20 protein-coding genes are annotated in these 17609 nt (G+C 56.3%); all 20 read right to left on the reverse strand.

Annotated elements, in window-relative coordinates:
• Nucleotides 1–173 precede the first annotated feature (173 nt).
• Nucleotides 174–440, reverse strand: a complete 267-nt coding sequence (gene rpsO / locus ACTUHY_RS11215; protein WP_075580078.1) for a 30S ribosomal protein S15 — start codon at nucleotides 438–440, stop codon at nucleotides 174–176.
• Between the two features lie 125 nt (nucleotides 441–565).
• Entirely contained in the window at nucleotides 566–1246 is a 681-nt protein-coding gene (locus ACTUHY_RS11220; RefSeq protein WP_442827779.1) for an aspartate/glutamate racemase family protein, read from the reverse strand.
• Between the two features lie 7 nt (nucleotides 1247–1253).
• Nucleotides 1254–1979: an amino acid ABC transporter ATP-binding protein gene (locus tag ACTUHY_RS11225; protein ID WP_442827798.1), complete on the reverse strand. Its 726-nt coding sequence runs from the start codon at nucleotides 1977–1979 to the stop codon at nucleotides 1254–1256.
• 1 nt (nucleotide 1980) lies between these two features.
• Complete coding sequence (locus tag ACTUHY_RS11230) at nucleotides 1981–2637, reverse strand: amino acid ABC transporter permease (RefSeq protein ID WP_075580076.1); 657 nt, start codon at nucleotides 2635–2637, stop codon at nucleotides 1981–1983.
• Nucleotides 2638–2664: 27 nt separating this feature from the next.
• Complete coding sequence (locus ACTUHY_RS11235; RefSeq protein WP_442827780.1) at nucleotides 2665–3501, reverse strand: substrate-binding periplasmic protein; 837 nt, start codon at nucleotides 3499–3501, stop codon at nucleotides 2665–2667.
• A 21-nt stretch (nucleotides 3502–3522) separates the two neighbouring features.
• Nucleotides 3523–4347 carry a substrate-binding periplasmic protein gene (locus tag ACTUHY_RS11240; RefSeq protein ID WP_442827781.1) on the reverse strand — a complete coding sequence of 275 codons (825 nt, stop codon included), beginning with the start codon at nucleotides 4345–4347 and terminating at the stop codon, nucleotides 3523–3525.
• A 38-nt stretch (nucleotides 4348–4385) separates the two neighbouring features.
• On the reverse strand, nucleotides 4386–5222 hold the full coding sequence (locus ACTUHY_RS11245) for a polysaccharide deacetylase family protein (protein ID WP_442827782.1): 837 nt from the start codon (nucleotides 5220–5222) through the stop codon (nucleotides 4386–4388).
• On the reverse strand, nucleotides 5219–6070 hold the full coding sequence (locus tag ACTUHY_RS11250) for a polysaccharide deacetylase family protein (RefSeq protein WP_442827783.1): 852 nt from the start codon (nucleotides 6068–6070) through the stop codon (nucleotides 5219–5221). The genes ACTUHY_RS11245 and ACTUHY_RS11250 overlap by 4 nt, the downstream gene beginning before the upstream one ends.
• A 194-nt stretch (nucleotides 6071–6264) precedes the next feature.
• Nucleotides 6265–6618 (reverse strand): 50S ribosomal protein L20, encoded by a 354-nt coding sequence (gene rplT / locus ACTUHY_RS11255; RefSeq protein WP_075580072.1) that lies wholly within the window; start codon nucleotides 6616–6618, stop codon nucleotides 6265–6267.
• A gap of 46 nt (nucleotides 6619–6664) precedes the next feature.
• On the reverse strand, nucleotides 6665–6862 hold the full coding sequence (rpmI, locus tag ACTUHY_RS11260; protein WP_075580071.1) for a 50S ribosomal protein L35: 198 nt from the start codon (nucleotides 6860–6862) through the stop codon (nucleotides 6665–6667).
• 18 nt (nucleotides 6863–6880) lie between these two features.
• A complete protein-coding gene (gene infC, locus ACTUHY_RS11265) occupies nucleotides 6881–7414 on the reverse strand; it encodes a translation initiation factor IF-3 (protein WP_442827799.1) in 534 nt (177 codons plus the stop codon).
• A gap of 161 nt (nucleotides 7415–7575) precedes the next feature.
• Nucleotides 7576–8178 (reverse strand): energy-coupled thiamine transporter ThiT, encoded by a 603-nt coding sequence (gene thiT, locus ACTUHY_RS11270; protein WP_442827784.1) that lies wholly within the window; start codon nucleotides 8176–8178, stop codon nucleotides 7576–7578.
• A complete protein-coding gene (locus ACTUHY_RS11275) occupies nucleotides 8175–9020 on the reverse strand; it encodes a deoxyribonuclease IV (protein ID WP_442827785.1) in 846 nt (281 codons plus the stop codon). The genes thiT and ACTUHY_RS11275 overlap by 4 nt, the downstream gene beginning before the upstream one ends.
• Before the next feature lie 21 nt (nucleotides 9021–9041).
• The gene (locus tag ACTUHY_RS11280) at nucleotides 9042–10376 is read right to left on the reverse strand and encodes a sensor histidine kinase (RefSeq protein ID WP_442827786.1); all 1335 of its coding nucleotides are present in this window, start codon (nucleotides 10374–10376) and stop codon (nucleotides 9042–9044) included.
• A gap of 18 nt (nucleotides 10377–10394) precedes the next feature.
• On the reverse strand, nucleotides 10395–11543 hold the full coding sequence (locus ACTUHY_RS11285; protein ID WP_442827787.1) for a S41 family peptidase: 1149 nt from the start codon (nucleotides 11541–11543) through the stop codon (nucleotides 10395–10397).
• A gap of 136 nt (nucleotides 11544–11679) precedes the next feature.
• Nucleotides 11680–12813, reverse strand: coding sequence for a murein hydrolase activator EnvC family protein (locus ACTUHY_RS11290; RefSeq protein ID WP_442827788.1), 1134 nt, complete (start codon nucleotides 12811–12813; stop codon nucleotides 11680–11682).
• A gap of 12 nt (nucleotides 12814–12825) precedes the next feature.
• Nucleotides 12826–13713 carry a permease-like cell division protein FtsX gene (ftsX, locus tag ACTUHY_RS11295; RefSeq protein ID WP_442827789.1) on the reverse strand — a complete coding sequence of 296 codons (888 nt, stop codon included), beginning with the start codon at nucleotides 13711–13713 and terminating at the stop codon, nucleotides 12826–12828.
• Nucleotides 13703–14389, reverse strand: coding sequence for a cell division ATP-binding protein FtsE (gene ftsE / locus ACTUHY_RS11300; RefSeq protein ID WP_442827790.1), 687 nt, complete (start codon nucleotides 14387–14389; stop codon nucleotides 13703–13705). The genes ftsX and ftsE overlap by 11 nt, the downstream gene beginning before the upstream one ends.
• A 31-nt stretch (nucleotides 14390–14420) precedes the next feature.
• Nucleotides 14421–15509, reverse strand: coding sequence for a polysaccharide pyruvyl transferase CsaB (csaB, locus tag ACTUHY_RS11305; protein WP_442827791.1), 1089 nt, complete (start codon nucleotides 15507–15509; stop codon nucleotides 14421–14423).
• Nucleotides 15502–17601 (reverse strand): DUF5693 family protein, encoded by a 2100-nt coding sequence (locus tag ACTUHY_RS11310; protein WP_442827792.1) that lies wholly within the window; start codon nucleotides 17599–17601, stop codon nucleotides 15502–15504. The genes csaB and ACTUHY_RS11310 overlap by 8 nt, the downstream gene beginning before the upstream one ends.
• Between the last annotated feature and the right edge of the window lie 8 nt (nucleotides 17602–17609).

Raw genomic sequence — 17609 nt, forward strand, 5'->3', positions numbered from 1 at the left:
GATTCCGTTCTCGGATTTTACTGCTTTCGATGGTGAAATTAAAATAAAAACAGACATGAGCAAAAATCGCTCACGTCCGTGTGTGGTAGATGAATTGGAGCTTACCCCAACATTTGACAAAGAACCTAAAAAAACTGCCCTCATTGCGAGAGCAGTTTTCTTTGCTTTGGAAATTATTTCCGCAGACCCAGTCTTTCCACGATGCTTCTGTACCGTTCGATGTTCTTCTTCATCAGGTAGTTCAGCAGGCCCCGGCGCTGGCCGACCATTTTCAGCAGGCCCCGGCGGGAATGATGGTCCTTCTTGTTGTTCTTCAGGTGTTCGGTCAGATAGCCGATCCGTTCGGTCAGGATGGCGATCTGGACTTCCGGAGACCCGGTATCCTGTTCGTTGATGCGGTAGGTTTCGATGAGTTCTTTCTTTCTGGCAGGTGTCAACATGATTCTTTTCCTCCTTAGTCATTGAAAAGCCCATGGCTGCAGCTGGCGTCGGAGTGTCGCGCAGCAGCGCCAAGGTTTCAGATTTGTGCCCTTTCGGCACGCTGGAATTATAACATACTTTACAGTCAGATGCAAGGGAAAAGGAGCCCCTGCCGCACCAGGCTTTCGGCGGTGCAGACAGCCGCTATGGCCGGGTCGATCACCGGCACCCCCAGTTCTTCGCTGAGAGGACGGGCCAGGCCCAAAAAGGACAAACAGCCCAGGATGAGGCACTGGACCCCCGCCTCCCGGATCAGCCGGCTGCCTTCTTCCACCAGCTGGGCAAAGGCTTCTTCCCGGTTATCCCAGATGGATTTCCCTTGGAAATGGATGGCTCCGATGGCCTTGATCCGGCCAGGAGCGATGCCCAAAGTGGGCAGGAACAGTTCCTTTTCTCCGATCCGGGAAGGGTCGCTGAGGATGACTCCGGCCTGCTGGGCCACCAGCGGTGCCAAGAGCACCGAAGCCTGGGCTCCCCCCACCACCGGGATCCGGAGCCGTTCCCGGCAGGCTTCCGCTGCCGGATCAGAAAAGCAGTACAGCACCACCGCATCACAGCCGTCCTGTTCCGCCTCCTGGGCCAGGTCCAAGATTTCCGGCCCGGCCAGGACCACATCGGCGGCGCTGTCGATTTCCACCTTTGTCCGGGTGAGGCAGACCATGGAGAGCTCCATATCAGGCCCCACATACTGCTGGAGGATCCGGCAGCGCTGGGCCATATTCTTTTCCCCTACCCCGTAATCCGGGTTGATGATACGGATCTTCATAGGCACCTCAGGCTAAGATCTTAGAAAGGAATTTCCGGGCCCGCTCCGATTGGGGATGGGCGAAAAATTCCGCCGGAGGAGCGCTTTCCACCAGGAAGCCCCCGTCCATGAAATGGATCATGTCCGACACATCCCGAGCAAAGCCCATTTCGTGGGTCACCAGCACCATGGTGATGCCGCTTTTGGCCAGGTCCCGGATCACGTCCAGCACCTCTTTGACCATTTCCGGATCCAGGGCAGAAGTAGGTTCGTCCAGCAAAAGCACATCGGGATGCATGGCCATGGCCCGGGCGATGGCCACCCGCTGCTGCTGTCCCCCGGAAAGCCGGCTGGGGTATTCGTCCGCCTTGTCTGCCAGACCTACCTTCGCCAACAGCGCCCGGCCGTCTTTCTCCGCTTCTTCCCGGCTCTTCCCATTGACCACCATGGGAGCGTAGGTCACGTTCCGGAGCACGGTCATGTTCTTGAACAGGTTGAAATGCTGGAACACCATCACTTCTTTTTTCCGGATGTCTGCGATCTTGACCCCCGGTGCCAGGATATCCTGGCCTTCGAAGATGATCTTCCCCCCATTGGGACGCTCCAGCAGGTTCAGGCACCGGAGCAGGGTGGATTTCCCGGAGCCGGAAGGACCGATGATGGTCACTACCTGTCCCTTCCCGATGTTCAGGTTGATGTCCTTCAGGACTTCCAGGCTGCCGAAACTTTTTGCCACATGTTCTACTTGGATGATGTCAGTCACTGATACGCACCTTCTTTTCAAAATAGGCTCCCACAAAGGTGAGGATCATCACCAGCACATAGTATACGGCAGCCGCTACGATGAACGCTTCGAAAGCCCGGAAAGTCTTGGCCTGGATCAAGTCCGCCCAGCGCAGGGTATCGGCCACCCCGATGACGGAAACCAGGCTGGAATCCTTCAGGAGAGCGATGCTCTCATTGATCAGGGCCGGGAAGGTATTCTTGATGGCCTGGGGCAGGATCACATCCAGGATGAACCGGTGCTTAGGCACCCCCAGGGAAAGGGCCGCTTCCCACTGGCCTTTATCTACGGAAAGGATGCCTCCCCGGAGGGCTTCCGAGATATAGGCCGCAGAATTGAGGCCGAAGGACAGGACCCCTGCTTCCAGGGCTGAAATGGTATATCCAGTGATCTGGGGCGTGGCGAAATAGATCAGCATCAGCTGTACCAAAAGCGGAGTCCCCCGGAATACGGAGATATAGAACCGGGCCAGAGGCGCCAGGATCCGGTTCCGGGAGATGGTGATGAGGGCCAGGAAAAAGCCCCCGATGAACCCCAGGAAAGTGGAGAAGAAGGTGAATTTCAGGGTCACCCATACAGCACTTTCCAAAAGGGGCAGATATGGCACTAAAACGGAAAATTTAAACATAGCTCTCGCTTCTCTTTTCAGGTGGGATCATTGTTTGGCAATATCCAGCTTGGCTTCTGCCGCTTCATACTGCTTGGCAGCCGCTTCTCCCAGGTATTTCACCAGGATCTTGTGGAATTCCCCATTTGACTTCATTTCTTTCAGGATATCATTGATCTTTGCCACGTCCTTGGAATCTTTGGGCAGGGCGATGGCAAAAGTGTCATCGTTGACCACCGGCAGATCCAGGATGGCCATTTCCAGGTCCGGATTCTCTTTCACGAATACAGAAGCCTGGGCCGAATCGAAGAGCCCAGCATCCAAGCGGCTGTTCTTGATGTCCTGGACCACCAGAGGGGTGCTGTCCAGTTCCGTCACTTCGATGCCGCCGGCTGCCTTCAGTTCCTTCACATAGGTGGTACCCATGGAAGCCCCTGCCTTCTTCCCTTTCAGGTCGGCCAGGGATTTGAACCCGGCCCCCTTCTTGAAGATCAGGGCCTTCATGGGGAAATAATAAGGCTTGGAGAAAGAGACCACTTCTTTCCGCTTGGCAGTGGGAGAGATCCCGGAAATGATCATATCTGCCCGGCCGCTCTGGAGGGTAGGTACCAGGGAAGCGAACTTCATATCCTGGAATTCCACCTTTCTCCCCAGCTTCTTCCCGATGTACTGGGCGATCTCGATATCGATGCCAGAATAATCCTTGGTGCCTTCCTTGACGCTTTCAAAAGGCGGGAAGGTGGCATTGATGGCTACCACCAGTTTCTTCCCGTCCCCTGCTCCTTTAGCTGCTTCTTTCTTGGTATCCTTTCCGCCGCAGCCGGAGATCAGCAGGGCGGACAATCCGACGGCCAGACCGGCCAGAATCTTTTTACGCAGTTCCATGATACTTCCCCTTCTCCTGTGTTACAGGCCCAGTTCCTTGACTTTCTTTTCGTAATCCGCGGTTTGTTCTTCTCCCATATGCTTCACCAGGATCTTATGGAAGTCCCCGTTCTTCTTCATTTCATCCAGGATAGCGTTGACTTTTTCCACATCCTTGGAATCTTTCGGGAAAGCGATGGCGAAGGTGTCGTCATTGCTGGTGGACAGCTTCATCATGTGCATTTCCAGTTCCGGATGTTCCTGGCAGAACACGATGGCATGGGTCCCGTCGCACACGGTGGCATCCAGACGGCCGTTCAGTACATCCTGGACGGCCATGGTAGCGCTGTCCAGTTCCACCACGTCGATGCCGGGCACGGACTTCAGTTCCTTTACATAGGTGGTGCCCATGGTGGCGCCGGCCTTATGGCCCTTCAGGGCTTCCAAAGTAGTGAAGTTGGTCCCCTTCTTAGCCACGATGGCTTTGGGGGGATAGAAATACGGCTTGGTGAAGCTGACCACCTCACTGCGCTTAGCCGTAGGAGAGATCCCGGAGATCACCATGTCCGCCCGGCCGCTCTGGAGGGTGGGGATCAGGGACGCGAATTTCATATCGGTGACTTCCACTTTCTTCCCCAGTTTCTTGGCGATGTAGTTAGCAATATCCACATCGATGCCGGTGAACTTCTGGGTCTTGCTGTCCACATATTCGAAAGGCGGGAAGGTGGCCGTCATGGCGACCCGCAGGGTCCCTCCCTGTTCCTTCTTAGCTTCCTTCTTCTCACTGCCGCCACACCCGGCGATCACCAGGGAAGCAGAAACCATGACCAAGGCCGCAGCCATCATTTTCATCCATTTTGCTTTCATCCTATCCAGCTCCTTTCAAATCCCTCTTCTTATATGACTTATTGTTTTTCCCCATATTCCGGGAAGCCGTTCTGGGCCAGGAGATGCCGGGCCACCTGTTCATCGGTAGCGATCCATACCCCATGGTCCTTGGCGTAGCGGATGAAGCTCCGCAGTGCATGGATGTAACCAGGATGGCCGATGAACTGGGGATGCATGACGAAATTCATGTAGCCCCCTTCTTCCAGCAGACCGTCCAGTTCTTCCTTCCAGATCTGCACCATTTCCCGGCCGCTCTTCAGGTAATAATGTTCCGGGTGCTGGATGGTGTACATATCATAGGAAGTATCGTCGTTGATGCTATCCTTGGGCAGTTCCACGATGGGGATGGGCTTCCCGTCCAGCTGATGGATGAAGGGTCGGTCCGTATCCCGCCAGTTGGAAGAATAAATATACCCTCGCTCCAGCCAAAGCTTCAGATGGAAATCGTACAGGAGGCCATCCGGGCTCCGGTCCCCCAGGGGCCGCTTGCCGATGATCCCCTGGTAGATCTTCTCGCATTTCTCCATCAAGGTATTTTCTTTCTCGTAATCGTCATAGGCTTCATGGAGATAGCCGTGGTAGGCGATTTCGTGGCCCTGGGCGTCGATATCCCGGATCACGTCCGGATGGAGTTCCGCCGTGTAAGCCGGGGTGAAGAAGGTAGCCTTGACCCCTTCGCTCTCCAGCAGACGGAGGATCCGGGGGATCCCCTGCTTGACGGAATACCGTCCCCGGGAAACGTGGACGGGATGATGGTAGTTGATGGGATTCCGCGTGAGCCACAAGGTCTCTGCATCGATGTCAAAGGAGAGACACAGGGCCATGGGTCTGTGATCCGGCCAGTTCATGTTCATTTTGCTTCGCTCTCCTTTGCCATATAGGATTCTTTCACATACTGGGCCACCGTCTGGCAGTCAGCGATCCAGGCCCCCCGCTGCTGCATGTACAGGATGAACCGTTCCAGCATATTGATCCGGCTGACCCGGCCGATCAGCTGGGGATGAAGTTTGATCACCATGATCTTGTCCCCTTCTGCGGCCAGTTCGTCGAAAGCATCCTGCCACATGGCGTACACATCATCGGGCAGGTAGCTGCAGTTGATGGGAGCTTCATCCGCATAGGAAAAATAGAAATAAGAAAAATCGTCCATGGCCACATCCGTGGGCAGTTCCACCAGGCCGTTTTCCAGTACATAAGGCCAGTCGCAGTCCTTCAGGGTGGAATCGTAGAGGTAGCCCCGCTGGGAGAACAGGTCCAAACTGTCATCCTGGAGGGCATCCAAAGGCCCCCGGGCCCCTACTGGCTTCCGGCCAGTCAGTCCCTGGATCAGCTTTTCGCTTTTTTCCAGGCTGGCAGTCTCCTCTTCCTGAGAAAGGCCGATGGTATTGTCATGATCGTACCCATGGTAGGCGATCTCATACTTCCCTGCCGCGATTTCCCGGCATTGTTCCGGGTACTTTTCGATGATTTCCCCCGGAATGAAGAACGTAGCCGGCAGCCGGTTCCGCTGGAGCATGGCCAGGCACCGTTCCAGTCCCTCCTTGGGCCCGTACTGGCCCCGTGATACATCTGCAAAGCCGATTTTTCTCTTCCCGATGACGGAATACCGCAGCAGTTCCGCATCGAAATCGAAGGTCAGCATGACGGCGATCCGCTTGCCTTCCGGCCACTGGATCCCGTCCCCATTTTTCAAAGAAATCACTGGTTTCACCCTCTGTATTCAGTATGATCGAAAACTCGATTACGATAAAGGATATTATACCATAGTTGTAGGAAGGTGTGAATATTATTTCATGAAATATGTATAAGTATCGGTGCTGTAACATTTAGAACAATTTGGGTATAAAAATAAGAGAGTGCTGCAGCAAATGTACAACACCCTCTTATGATCCTCTCTTACAGAGCAGCCTTGGCGGTTTCCACCAGCTTGGTGAAAGCGGCGGCATCGTTGACAGCCATGTCGGCCAGGACTTTCCGGTCCAGCACCACACCGGCTTTGGTCAGGCCGCAGATGAAACGGCTGTAGCTCAGGCCGTTGGCCCGGGTAGCAGCGTTGATCCGGGCGATCCACAGCTGACGGAATTCGCGTTTCTTGGCTCTTCTGTCACGACGGGCATACATCAGGCCCTTCATGACGGTTTCATTGGCCTTCTTGAACAGCTTGCTCTTGGAGCCTCTGTAGCCTTTGGCCAGCTTCAGGATATGTTTATGACGTCTATGGGCAGTTACGCCGACTTTAATTCTTGCCATTTGTTATTTCCTCCTTGGAATCTCTGAAATCTCTCTTACAGTGGGATTATGCGTAGGGCAGCATCTTGGCTACGCGTTCATGGTCAGTCTTGTGGACCAGGGCTGCTTTGCGCAGGTTTCTCTTGCGGGTAGGAGATTTGTGTTCCAGGATATGGCTCCGGAAAGCTTTACCACGTTTGAATTCACCGGTAGCGGTGGCTTTGAAGCGTTTAGCAGCAGATCTGCGGGTTTTCATTTTCGGCATGATTGGACATCCTCCTTGTTATTTGGAACTTTTGGGAGCAACGATCATGATCATGTTGCGTCCTTCCAGCTTCGGCTTTCTTTCCACAGTGGCAATTTCCTGCAGTTGGTCAGCCATTCTATTCAGTAATTGTTCGCCCAGTTCCGGATGGGTCATTTCCCGGCCCCGGAACATGATGGTGACTTTTACCTTGTCACCGCCCTGTAAGAAGCGGATGGCATTCTTGGTCTTCACTTCGAAATCATGGTCTTCGATGCGGATCCGGAGTTTGACTTCCTTCACATCGATGATCCTCTGGCGTTTCCGGGCCTCTTTTTCCCGTTTCTGCTGTTCATAGAGATACTTTCCGTAATCCATGATCCGGCAGACCGGAGGCTTGGCTTTCGGGGCGATTTCCACCAGGTCCAGGTGTTTCTCTTCCGCCAGGTGCAGGGCATCATGGATGGACATGATCCCGAACTGTTCCCCGTCCACAGAGTTGACACGGACTTCTCTTGCGCGGATGGCTTCATTGATCCGCAGTTCATCTTTTGCTATGACGTTCACCTCCAATAGGTTCAAAACAATAAAAAATAAAACGGGCGAACCAAAGTCCACCCGTCAAAAATCCCTATCATTGACCCTGTCGAGCTTTGCCGCAAGGTGAGAAGCAGGTGGCCTCTACTTTGGTTACTTGAATATTATACCACAGGAAAAAGATTTTGCAAGCTTTTTTACATCATTTTCCGGAACCGATCCATGGGCAGCAGCCGATAGAGCACCATACAGATCACCAGATCCGGGAGCAGATAGGTGCCATTGGCCACCAGGGAATAGAATGCCGGAGACATGCCTTTGGGTGCATAGCTGGCAAAGAAGGCTACCCCGGAGATAAAATGGAACAGATACCGGAGCCCCACCCCCACGGCCATGCCCAGGTAGGGTCGCCGGGGAAAAATTCCGCACAGCCCCAGGGCCATGAACGGCAGAGGATAATCGAAGAGCACCTGGACCGGTTGGAGGATATAGGGGTTCAGCAGCAGGTTCAGCAGTCCATAGACGAAACCCGCCATGATCCCCACTTCCGGACCGTAGGCAAAAGCGATGAGCATGATGGGCAGCATCCCGCCCAGGGTGATGGTGCCGCCATAAGGCATCCGGTATAGGGGCAAGAGGCTCAGCACCAGGGTCAGGGCCAGCAGCAGCCCGCAGACGGTGGCCTGATGGGTGGAGAGTCTCACCTTCCGGGTCCGCAGCAAAAAGGCCAGGATCAGGAAAACCCCCAGGAGGGTCAAAAGGGTCATGGGGCTTTTCCCCAGCATGGCAAGAAGTTTCATCGGCCGTCCCCTTCTTCCTGGGCCTGGCGCATCAGGCTGATTTCCTGCTGGTATCCAGCCAGTTCATTGGGGGTCTCCAAGATGAAAGGCAGACCCCGGAGGGCCGGATGGTCCACGACCCTTTCCAGGGCTTCCAGGCCGATATAGCCCACCCCCAGCTTTTCGTGCCGGTCCTTATGGGCCCCCAGGGGATTCTTGCTGTCGTTGAGATGGATGGCCCTCAGCCGGTCCAGTCCCAGGGTCCGGTCGAATTTTTCCAGCACTTTGTCTAAATCAGAGACGATATCGTAGCCCCCGTCCCACACATGGCAGGTATCTAGGCAGACCCCCACTTTTTCCGGCAGCTCCAGCCGGTCGATGATGGCCCGGAGCTCTTCAAAGGTCCGTCCCACTTCCGTCCCCTTCCCGGCCATGGTCTCCAGGAGCAGGGTGGTATGTTCCGCCCGGGGCAGCACCTCATTGAGGCAGGCCGCAATGAGCTGGATGCCGGTTTCCACTCCCTGGCCCAGATGGTTCCCCGGATGCATGTTGTAATAATTGCCGGGGATGGCTTCCATTTTTACCAGGTCGTCCTCGATGGTCTCCCGGGCAAAAGTCCGCACATCCTCTTTGCTGGAAGCCGGGTTCAGAGTATAGGGAGCATGGGCCACCAGGGGGACAGCCCGGTTGGGTCCCCAGAGGGCCAGGAAGCTTTCCACGTCCTGGGGATCGATTTCCTTGGCTTTGCTGCCCCGGGGATTCCGGGTGAAAAAGGCAAAAGTATCCGCTCCGATGGAAAGGGCCGTCCTTCCCATGGCGGCAAATCCCTTGCTGGAGGACAGATGACATCCGATATGGAGCATGTCTTGATCCTTCCTTTCCGCTTACTTGACGCTGCTGGCAAAATCAAAAGGCAGTTCGATGATGTAGCGTACGCCCTTGCCTTCCGCATTGTCTGCTTTGATCTGGCCGCCCATGAGCTGGACCAGCCGCTGGGTCACCACCAGGCCCAGGCCCCCATGGACCCGGGCATTTCCCACCTGGCGGGTCAGTTCAAAGGGCAGGAAAGCTTTGTCCACCATTTCCTGGGGCACTTCCATGCCCGCACAGAGCACGGTGAATTCCATCGCTGCCTTCTTGTTCTTCACCAGTTTCTGGCGGACGGCGCAAAGGACCTTCTGGCCCTTCTCCGTAAATAGCAGGGCATGGGTCAGCAGATTCAGCAGTACCTGTTCCAGCCGCTTCTCATCCCCGATCAAATTGGGATATAGAAGGGGTTCCACAGTACAGCTGTAAGATATCCCCCGTTTCTCAGCTTCTTTCTGAAAGAGCTGGTTGAGTCGCTCCAGGGTCCCGTCCACATTGAATCCTTCGCTGCAGATCTCCAGATTCCCATTTTCGATATCGGACAGTTCCTTCACATCTTCGATCATAGCCATGAGATAGCGGACTTCCTGCTGGCTTTCGTCCATATATTCCTTCCGCCGAGCCGGATCTACTTCATCCCGGGTCAAGGTCAGGTTCCCCATGATGTCCCGGAGGGCTTCCCGAGTATCCTGGCTGAAGCGGTTCAGGAATTCTGTCTTGGCCTGGGCGGCTTCCCGAGCCTCGTTCACATCCAGGCTCAGCTGGGCTCTCTTTTCCATTTCCGCACTGCGGCTGTCGTCCACCCCCCGTTTCAGCAACAGACAGCTGCGGCGGTGGAGCTTATCGTTCCGGATGCCCTGGAACAGGAACGATTTCCAGTGGTACACTCCGTCGCTCCCTTTTTCCCGGGCTGTGAATTCTACGGGGCTGCAGGTCTTCATGGCTTTTTCGATGGCCCCTTTCAGGAACACTTCTGTATATTTCAGGGCATCTCCCGGATGGAGCGGACCGATCAGATCTTCCATCCCATCGATGTCCCGTTCCTGGATTTTCAGGTCTCCATCCACGAACTGGTACCGATAGGCTTTCTGTTTCTTCCAATCCACATCTTCCAAACTGTCATAGGTATCGCACAGATGGGCGATCATCCGGGCGATCCGGTATCGTATTTTCCGTTCCCGCCGTAGCTGATGGGTCCGGAACCGATAGGCGATGAAGAAAAGGACCAAAAGCCCCAGCAGGACCTCTGCCCCTGTCTTCAGGAAAGGCAGAGGCGGAAGTTTCCCCGCTTCTCCAGCCAAAAGAGCCTTCCAGCCTGCGATCTGATTTCCCAGAGTATTGATGATTTCCATGTTCCACGCTCCTTGCCCTTACTGTCGGAGCTGCTGACGGAGATACTGTTCCGCCGCCTGCAGCTGGTTGGCCCCTTCTTCATCGGCAGCTTCCACCACCTCATCCGGGGTAATGCCCACTTTATCGATGCTTCTTCCACTGGGGGTATAATACCGGGCCACCGTCAGTTTCACTGCCGTCCGGTTGCTCAGGAGAAAGACGTTCTGGACCACGCCCTTGCCATAGGTCTTGACCCCGAACAGTTTCCCGGAACCCGTATCCTGGATGGCGCCGGAAACGATTTCCGCCGCGCTGGCTGTCCCATGGTTCACCAGCACCGCCAGGGGGAAGTCCACTTTTTCCAGCTGGGAGGATTCTGTCTGGGTGTTCCCGTCCTTGTCGGTGACGGAAACGATGGGGCCTTTGGGCACCAGGTACCGAGCCACCTCTACGCCGCTTTCCAAGAGGCCGCCTGGATTATCCCGCAGATCCAGCGCCAGGGCTTTCATCCCCTTATCCCGGAGTTCCTGGAGCTTGGCTCCGAAATCCTTGGCTGTATCTTCATTGAAATTGGTCACCCGGATGTAGCCGATGCCGTCCCCGTCCATGCGTCCGTAGACGCTTTTCAGCTTGATATCGCTGCGGGTCACGGTAATGTCTTTGGCTTCCTCGCTGCCCCGTTTCAGGGTCAAAGTCACCTGGGACCCATCCTGGCCCCGGATTTTCTTCACCACTTCATTGAGGCTCTGACCGCTCAGATCCTCCCCATCGATTTTCAGCAGGATATCCCCCGCTTTGATCCCGGCTTGATAAGCCGGAGTATCTTCGATGGGAGCCACCACTACGAACTGGCTGTCTTTTTTCTGGCCCATCACCATGCCCACCCCGCCGAAATGGCCTTCGGTCATGGTGGAAAGAGCTTCGAAATCCTGACTGTCCAAATAGGAAGAATAGGGATCCTGCAGGACCCCCACCATGCCTTTGAGCGCCCCGTCATAGATCTTTTTCCGATCGGTTTCCCCTACATAATGCCGCTGGATCAAGTGCATGGTCCGGACGATCTGGAAAAGGGCTCCCGGGTCTCCGATCCAGTTCTTCATCAAATAATAGGTCCCGCCGCTGAACACACCCAGGGACAGGAAGAATACCCCCAGCATCTGGGGGGCTGTATAGCGTTTTTTGAACATAGTTTGCCTCTGTGGGACGCTGCCCGGCAGCATCCCTGTCACTGGTCACTTGTCACTGGCCGCTGGAAGGCAAACGCCGGGCGTTTGCCACTGAATGCAGAAATTCTCTTCACTCTTTACTCTGCACTCTCCGCTTTTACGGCAGATACTGGAGGGGGCTCACCACTTCCCCGTGGATCCGGACTTCGAAATGGCAGTGGGGACCGGTGGAATTGCCGGTGCTCCCAGCCAGGGCAATGGTCTGTCCTTTGCTCACCTGTTCCCCTTCTCCCACGGTGATGGAGGAGTTGTGCCCATACAGGGTCACCATGCCACCCCCATGGTCGATCATCACAGCATTGCCATAACCGCCCATCCAGCCGGCATAGACCACGGTACCCCCATCGGCAGCATGGACCGGATCTCCGTAATCGGCTCCGATATCCAGGCCGGCGTGGAAGATCTGGGTCCCCCAGATAGGATGGACCCGCCAGCCGAAGGGAGAGGTGATTTCCCCGTTCACGGGCCAGGACAATTGCCCGGTGCCGCCAGACTGGGGCATCATCCGTCCTTCTTCTTCCATGCGCTGGATCATGACGGTGATTTCCTGGCTGTTCCGCTGGAGTTCTTCATACTCGGCATCCAGCCGGGCCTTTTCCGCCAGGGCCTGCTCATAGAGAGCCTGCCGTTCCACCGTCTTCTGGGCCACGATCTTCTGTTCTGCCTTGCCTTCTGCATAAGCTGCATCCAGCTGGCGCTTGCTTTCATCCAGCTGGGCCTTCTGTGCCAGCAGGGCTTCTTTCTGGGCTTCCAGTTTGTCGATGAGGTCGAAATCCCGGCGGATCACCCGCTGGAGCAGGAACATCCGGGAAGCGAAATCCCGGAAATCCGCCGACCCCAGCAGCACATCCAGGTAGTTCACCTGTCCGTTTTCATAGATATCCCGCAGCCGTTTCTCGTAGACTTTCCGGGTCTTGTCATAATCCCGCTGTTTGGCCGCCAGGGCTGCCTCATTCTGCCGGATCTTGATTTCCAGGGCCCGCTGCCGTTTCTCGATGGCCACCAGCTTCCGCTTGGCTTCCGCCAATTCGTTCTGGGCTGCGATCAGCCGTTCCACTGCATTGCCGATTTCCTGTTTTTTCTGTTCCCGCTGGGCATCCTTTTCATCCATCTGGCGCTGGACATCTTCCAGTTCCGCCTTCTTGTCTTCGATGGATCCTGCCCAGGAAACAGGAGCGGCCATCTGGAATCCCGCCAGGAGAGCGGCCAAAAGGACTGTGCCTTTTTTCATGTCCACCGCCTCCTACACATCCAGGAACTTCCGCAGAGAGATGCTGCTGCCCAAGGCCCCGATCAGGGTCCCGACGCAGATCAGCCCGGCGGACAGATACCCCATAGTAGGCCAGCTGGGAAGCATGGGGAAAAAGGCCAGGGTACCATAGATCTTGGCCTGGATGGCGTTGTAGCCCTGGAACAGGATCACCGAAGCGATCACCGCTCCCACAAAGCCCATGAGCATCCCTTCCAGCAGGAAAGGCCAGCGGATGAACCAATCCGTGGCACCTACGTATTTCATGATGTTCACTTCCCGGCGCCGGGCAAAGACGGTAATCCGGATGGTATTGGAAATGATGAACAGGGTAGCGATGGCCAAAAGGACGATCAGCAGGATCCCTCCGAGCCGCAGCACCCGGGTCAGCTGGAACAGCCGTTCTACCACTTCCTGGCCGAACTTGGCCGTTTCCACGCCCGGCATCTGCTGGACCTGGGCCACCAGCTGAGGGATCCGTTCCGGATGGTCCACCTGGATCTCAAAAGAAGCCGGGAAGGGATTGTCTTCTCCCAGGGCTGCCAGCAGTTTCTGCTGTTCTCCCAGTCGCTTCTTGAATTCTCCCAGGGCTTCTTCCTTGGTCCGAGGGGTCACCTTGACGATGCCTTCCGTGCTCCGGAGGACCTTCTCCATCTGTTTCAGCTGCTCTTGGGAAGCGCTGTCATCCATATAGATGGTGACCTGGACCTGATTCTCCAGATGGCTGGCCAGGTTGTTCACATTGAGTACCATGGTCAGGAACATCCCCAGCACCAGGATGGACAGGGCTACAGTACTGATGGAAGCGATGCTCATCAGGGAATTCCGTTTGAGGGAGGTGAAGGTTTCTTTGATGTAATACCATTTCGTACTAAACTTCATACCCATAGACTCCTTTGCGGTCATCCCGTACGATCCGTCCATTTTCCAGGGCGATGACCCGTTTCTGCATATAATCCACCATGGTCTTGTCATGGGTAGCCATGATGATGGTGGTGCCGTGGCTGTTGATCTGGGTGAAGATCTCCATGATGTCTTTGCTGGTTTCCGGATCCAGGTTGCCGGTGGGTTCATCCGCGATCACCAGGAGCGGATCGTTGACGATGGCCCGGGCGATGGCTATCCGCTGCTGTTCGCCGCCACTCATTTCCCCCGGATAATTGTTTCCCCGGTCCTTCAGTCCCACCAGCTCCAGTACTTCATTGACCCGTTTCCGGATCTTGTAGCTGGGGGCTTCGATGACCTGCATGGCAAAAGCCACATTTTCGTAGGCCGTCCGGTCGTTGAGCAGGCGGAAATCCTGGAAGACGATCCCCAACTGCCGCCGGAGATAAGGAATGTCCCCCCGCTTCAGCTTCATCACATCCACTCCATCCACCAGGATCTGCCCGGAAGTCGGTTCGATCTCCCGGGAAATCATCCGGATGAAGGTGGATTTCCCTGCCCCGCTGGGGCCCACCAGGAACACGAATTCCCCCGGTTTGATATGTACGTTGATATCCTCCAGGGCCACCGCCCCGCCAGGATAGACCTTGCCTGCATGACGCATTTCCAGCATGGAATCGACCTCCTGTATCTCTGCCTTCTGCTTATCGATGGATCAGGTCCAATGCCCGGCCGATATTGGCCTGAGCTTCTTCCCGCAGGGCGCGGATCCGTTCTCTGCCCTGCCGCCCGTCCGCATGCCACAGCCGTCCGGCCATAGCCGTCAATTCCCCGCTGGTGATCCGGTCGATGGTATTGACCACCGTGCCCTTCATCCCGTCCACGAACCGGTCCACCTTGGGATCATAGGAAATAGCCATAAAGGGCACATCGTTGATGGCCGCGAAAACCAGAGCGTGGAGACGCATCCCGATCAAAAGATGGAAACTGCTGATCAGATCTTGGTATTTCTGGGTGGAAAATTTTTGGTCTAAGATGAAGACATCCTGCCGGTTTTCCATGGCGTCTGCCACTTGGGCAGAAAGCTCCCCGTCGGCCGGGAATTGGAGAGGTACGAAGACGATCTGGGCCTGGTACTGCTGCTTCAGGGCGTCAGCTGCCTGGGCAAATTCCTTGATGAACCGCTCCTCCCCCTTCCAATGGCGCAAAGCGAACCCCACCAGGGGCCGGGACAGGTCCACCCCCATCTTTTCCAATAGACGGGTTCCTGCCTCCTTCCTGCCTTCCGGCAGAGAAAACACCGCATCGCTGGTCACCCGGATGGACTCCGGATCGAAGCCCATGGATTTCAGATCGTCCAAAGAACCGTCGTCCCGGACGGTGATGAGATCAGCCTGCTGGCAGATCAGCCGGGTCAGCCAGCGGCTGAATCTTCCCCGGATAGGTCCGATGCCCTGGGCGAAGAGCATGATTTTTTTCCCCAGGAGCCCAGCCAAGGCGATGATGGAAAGATAGTAATAGAGACTGAGCCGGCTGGTCACGTTCTGGAGCAGGCTCCCGCCCCCGGAAAGGAGCAGGTCCGTCCCCGCCATTGCCCGTCCGATTTCCAAAAAATTGAAGCGATGGATGGCCTGCACCGGGTGGAGCCGGGCCGTCACCTCCGGATGGCCGGAGATCACCGTCAGTTCTACCTGAGGCTCCTGCTGTTTCAGGCTGGTCACGATGGCCGTCAGCATGGCCTCGTCTCCGGCATTGGAAAATCCATAATAGCCGGAAATCAGGATCTTACCCAAGGGGATTCCTCCTCTTTTGACAGAACGCCGCCACATGGGGATACGCCAGGACGAAGACAGCCAGAGCGATCAGCCCGGCTCCCATGCCTACCGCATAGCCGTCCAGAGCCCGGACATAGCTCATGAGGATGGGCGAACGCATATGGGCGAAAGTCTGGACTGCACTGCCCTGGCCGATGGCCGCGCCTGTGACGCAGAGCCCGTAGAACCAGGCAGGCAGTTTTTTCCAGGCCGCCCAAGCCGCCAAGAAGAAGGCCGGGTGGCCGATCATGAATTCTTTTTCCCGGGGACGGGCCCACATGGTCTCTTCCAGGAAGAACCGGAGCTTCTGCTCGATGGCCGGCACCGGAACGCCGGCGGTATGACCGCTGCGGCCGATGAACACCCAAGCCACAAAGGCGAATACACCCAGGATGAACAGGGCTTTCAGATTGAGCGGCCGGTCCAGGAAGCCCATGACCCGATGGAAAGGCTTCCGCCAGTCTTCTCCCTGCTGCCACAGGCCATGGGTCCGCAGGAACAGGAGGCAGGTCAGTGCCACCGGCAGCATGAAGGTGGCCTTCACCCCTCGGTAGATATCCATTTCCAGGAGGAACCGGGTATCACTGAGGATGCCTCCGACCATAGCCGCCCCGATCAGGGACAGGACGATGGTTTCAAACAGATGGACACAGGTCCGCAGAGCCAGAGCTCCCAAACTGCCCTGGGATCCCTGCTTCCGCCAGATCCCCAGCATCCGGTGCATGGAAAGCACCGGGAAGATCACCGCCGCTCCGAAGGCCACTCCCTGCCGGGCCACAAGGCCCAGGGGGCCGGCAAAAAGGCCAGCCGTCACCAGCACCCCCAAACCTCCTACAGCTTTGGTATAGTGCCTTTCCGGCAGGATGCCCAAAAGCAGGAAGTACAGGCACCAGGCAGCGGCCAGGGAGAAGGCCATGGGCACATACCACAGCCGGCTGGGCTGGTACACCTTATAGATATCCGCCGGCCCTTTGGCAAACCCTTTGCTGGCCACGTCCCGGGTCACCCGGTCCACATAGTCCAGGTTGGTCTGGAGCAGGGTCTTGTTGTCCCGGGGAGTCAGGAAAGTCTTGATGTAGTTCACCCGGATATTCCGTTCCTCATCGGCCAGGGACCAGCGCCGGAAAGCATCGAACACCTGCATCTTCCGCTGTTCCGCATCGGCGATCACATAGGTCCGGGCCACCTGGTAATCGGCCAGTTTCGCCAGTTCCGTCAGCCCTTCCAGTTTCACGAACTGGAGCTGGGTGACGCCTTCCACCATGCCCAGGGTGATATGCCGCTGGAGCAAGTTTCGGGCCACCAAAGGCAGGTACTGCTTATTCCCCAGCATCTGCTTGCCGCTGCCGATGATCAGGCTCACCTTGGCTCCGCTGTCATCCAGACGACGGAAGAAGGCATCGATCTGTTCTTTTTCGCTGGCAGCCGAAGATGTGTACCGTTCACAGTAATTGGTAGGCCGGATAGCCACCATAAAACCATTTTTCGCCACATCCTGGAGCTCATCCGTAGAGGGTCCCAGGTCCATTTCCCGGACTCCCCGTTCATCCCCGGCGATGGGGTTCTTGCTGATGATGGTATCCCCGTCGAACCGGAGGATCAGAGGGGACGCATTCATTTCCACGATCCGTTCAGGACCGAACCGCAGCCGGATGTCCTCTTCCACTTCCTTCAGGGCCCGTTCGCTGGTCCCAGCGGAAATATACAGTGCATCCACCATAAAGTTGGGACTGTCCACCAGGGCCTGCCATTCCGGCCGGAGCGGCTGTACCCGGGCTAGTTCCAGGAGCTGGACCCCGGTGAGCACGTTCACGGACCCTTTCTGGGCCAGTTTGTCCAGGCTGGTATCGAACACCGTGAGAGTGGTCACGCCCCGGTCCCGGAATTCCCGGAACACTTCTTCCTTGGGGACCCCTTCCTCCTGGGCCATGCGTACCAGGCTGTTGTATTCCATGACGGTCTCAATGGTCTTATTGGCCCGTTCCACCTGGATCCGCTGCCAGTTGAGGCATAAGGAAGCAGCCAGTCCCAAGCCCACCAAAGCCAGGAAAAGTTTCTGATAGGTTTTCATGGTGTCAC

The organism is Acidaminococcus nyctereutis, from assembly GCF_052216985.1.
Lineage (GTDB): Bacteria > Bacillota > Negativicutes > Acidaminococcales > Acidaminococcaceae > Acidaminococcus > Acidaminococcus fermentans_A.

What these genes read in the sequence shown, in the direction of transcription:
- rpsO (WP_075580078.1), bottom strand. Translation starts at nt 440, where the DNA reads ATGTTGACACCTGCCAGAAAGAAAGAACTCATCGAAACCTACCGCATC.
- ACTUHY_RS11220 (WP_442827779.1), bottom strand. Translation starts at nt 1,246, where the DNA reads ATGAAGATCCGTATCATCAACCCGGATTACGGGGTAGGGGAAAAGAAT.
- ACTUHY_RS11230 (WP_075580076.1), bottom strand. Translation starts at nt 2,637, where the DNA reads ATGTTTAAATTTTCCGTTTTAGTGCCATATCTGCCCCTTTTGGAAAGT.
- ACTUHY_RS11235 (WP_442827780.1), bottom strand. Translation starts at nt 3,501, where the DNA reads ATGGAACTGCGTAAAAAGATTCTGGCCGGTCTGGCCGTCGGATTGTCC.
- ACTUHY_RS11240 (WP_442827781.1), bottom strand. Translation starts at nt 4,347, where the DNA reads ATGAAAGCAAAATGGATGAAAATGATGGCTGCGGCCTTGGTCATGGTT.
- ACTUHY_RS11245 (WP_442827782.1), bottom strand. Translation starts at nt 5,222, where the DNA reads ATGAACATGAACTGGCCGGATCACAGACCCATGGCCCTGTGTCTCTCC.
- rplT (WP_075580072.1), bottom strand. Translation starts at nt 6,618, where the DNA reads ATGGCAAGAATTAAAGTCGGCGTAACTGCCCATAGACGTCATAAACAT.
- rpmI (WP_075580071.1), bottom strand. Translation starts at nt 6,862, where the DNA reads ATGCCGAAAATGAAAACCCGCAGATCTGCTGCTAAACGCTTCAAAGCC.
- thiT (WP_442827784.1), bottom strand. Translation starts at nt 8,178, where the DNA reads ATGAAACTTCTTGCCATGCTGGGGAAAAGCCCCATGACCCTTTTGACC.
- ACTUHY_RS11275 (WP_442827785.1), bottom strand. Translation starts at nt 9,020, where the DNA reads ATGCTCCATATCGGATGTCATCTGTCCTCCAGCAAGGGATTTGCCGCC.
- ACTUHY_RS11280 (WP_442827786.1), bottom strand. Translation starts at nt 10,376, where the DNA reads ATGGAAATCATCAATACTCTGGGAAATCAGATCGCAGGCTGGAAGGCT.
- ACTUHY_RS11285 (WP_442827787.1), bottom strand. Translation starts at nt 11,543, where the DNA reads ATGTTCAAAAAACGCTATACAGCCCCCCAGATGCTGGGGGTATTCTTC.
- ACTUHY_RS11290 (WP_442827788.1), bottom strand. Translation starts at nt 12,813, where the DNA reads ATGAAAAAAGGCACAGTCCTTTTGGCCGCTCTCCTGGCGGGATTCCAG.
- ftsX (WP_442827789.1), bottom strand. Translation starts at nt 13,713, where the DNA reads ATGAAGTTTAGTACGAAATGGTATTACATCAAAGAAACCTTCACCTCC.
- ftsE (WP_442827790.1), bottom strand. Translation starts at nt 14,389, where the DNA reads ATGCTGGAAATGCGTCATGCAGGCAAGGTCTATCCTGGCGGGGCGGTG.
- ACTUHY_RS11310 (WP_442827792.1), bottom strand. Translation starts at nt 17,601, where the DNA reads ATGAAAACCTATCAGAAACTTTTCCTGGCTTTGGTGGGCTTGGGACTG.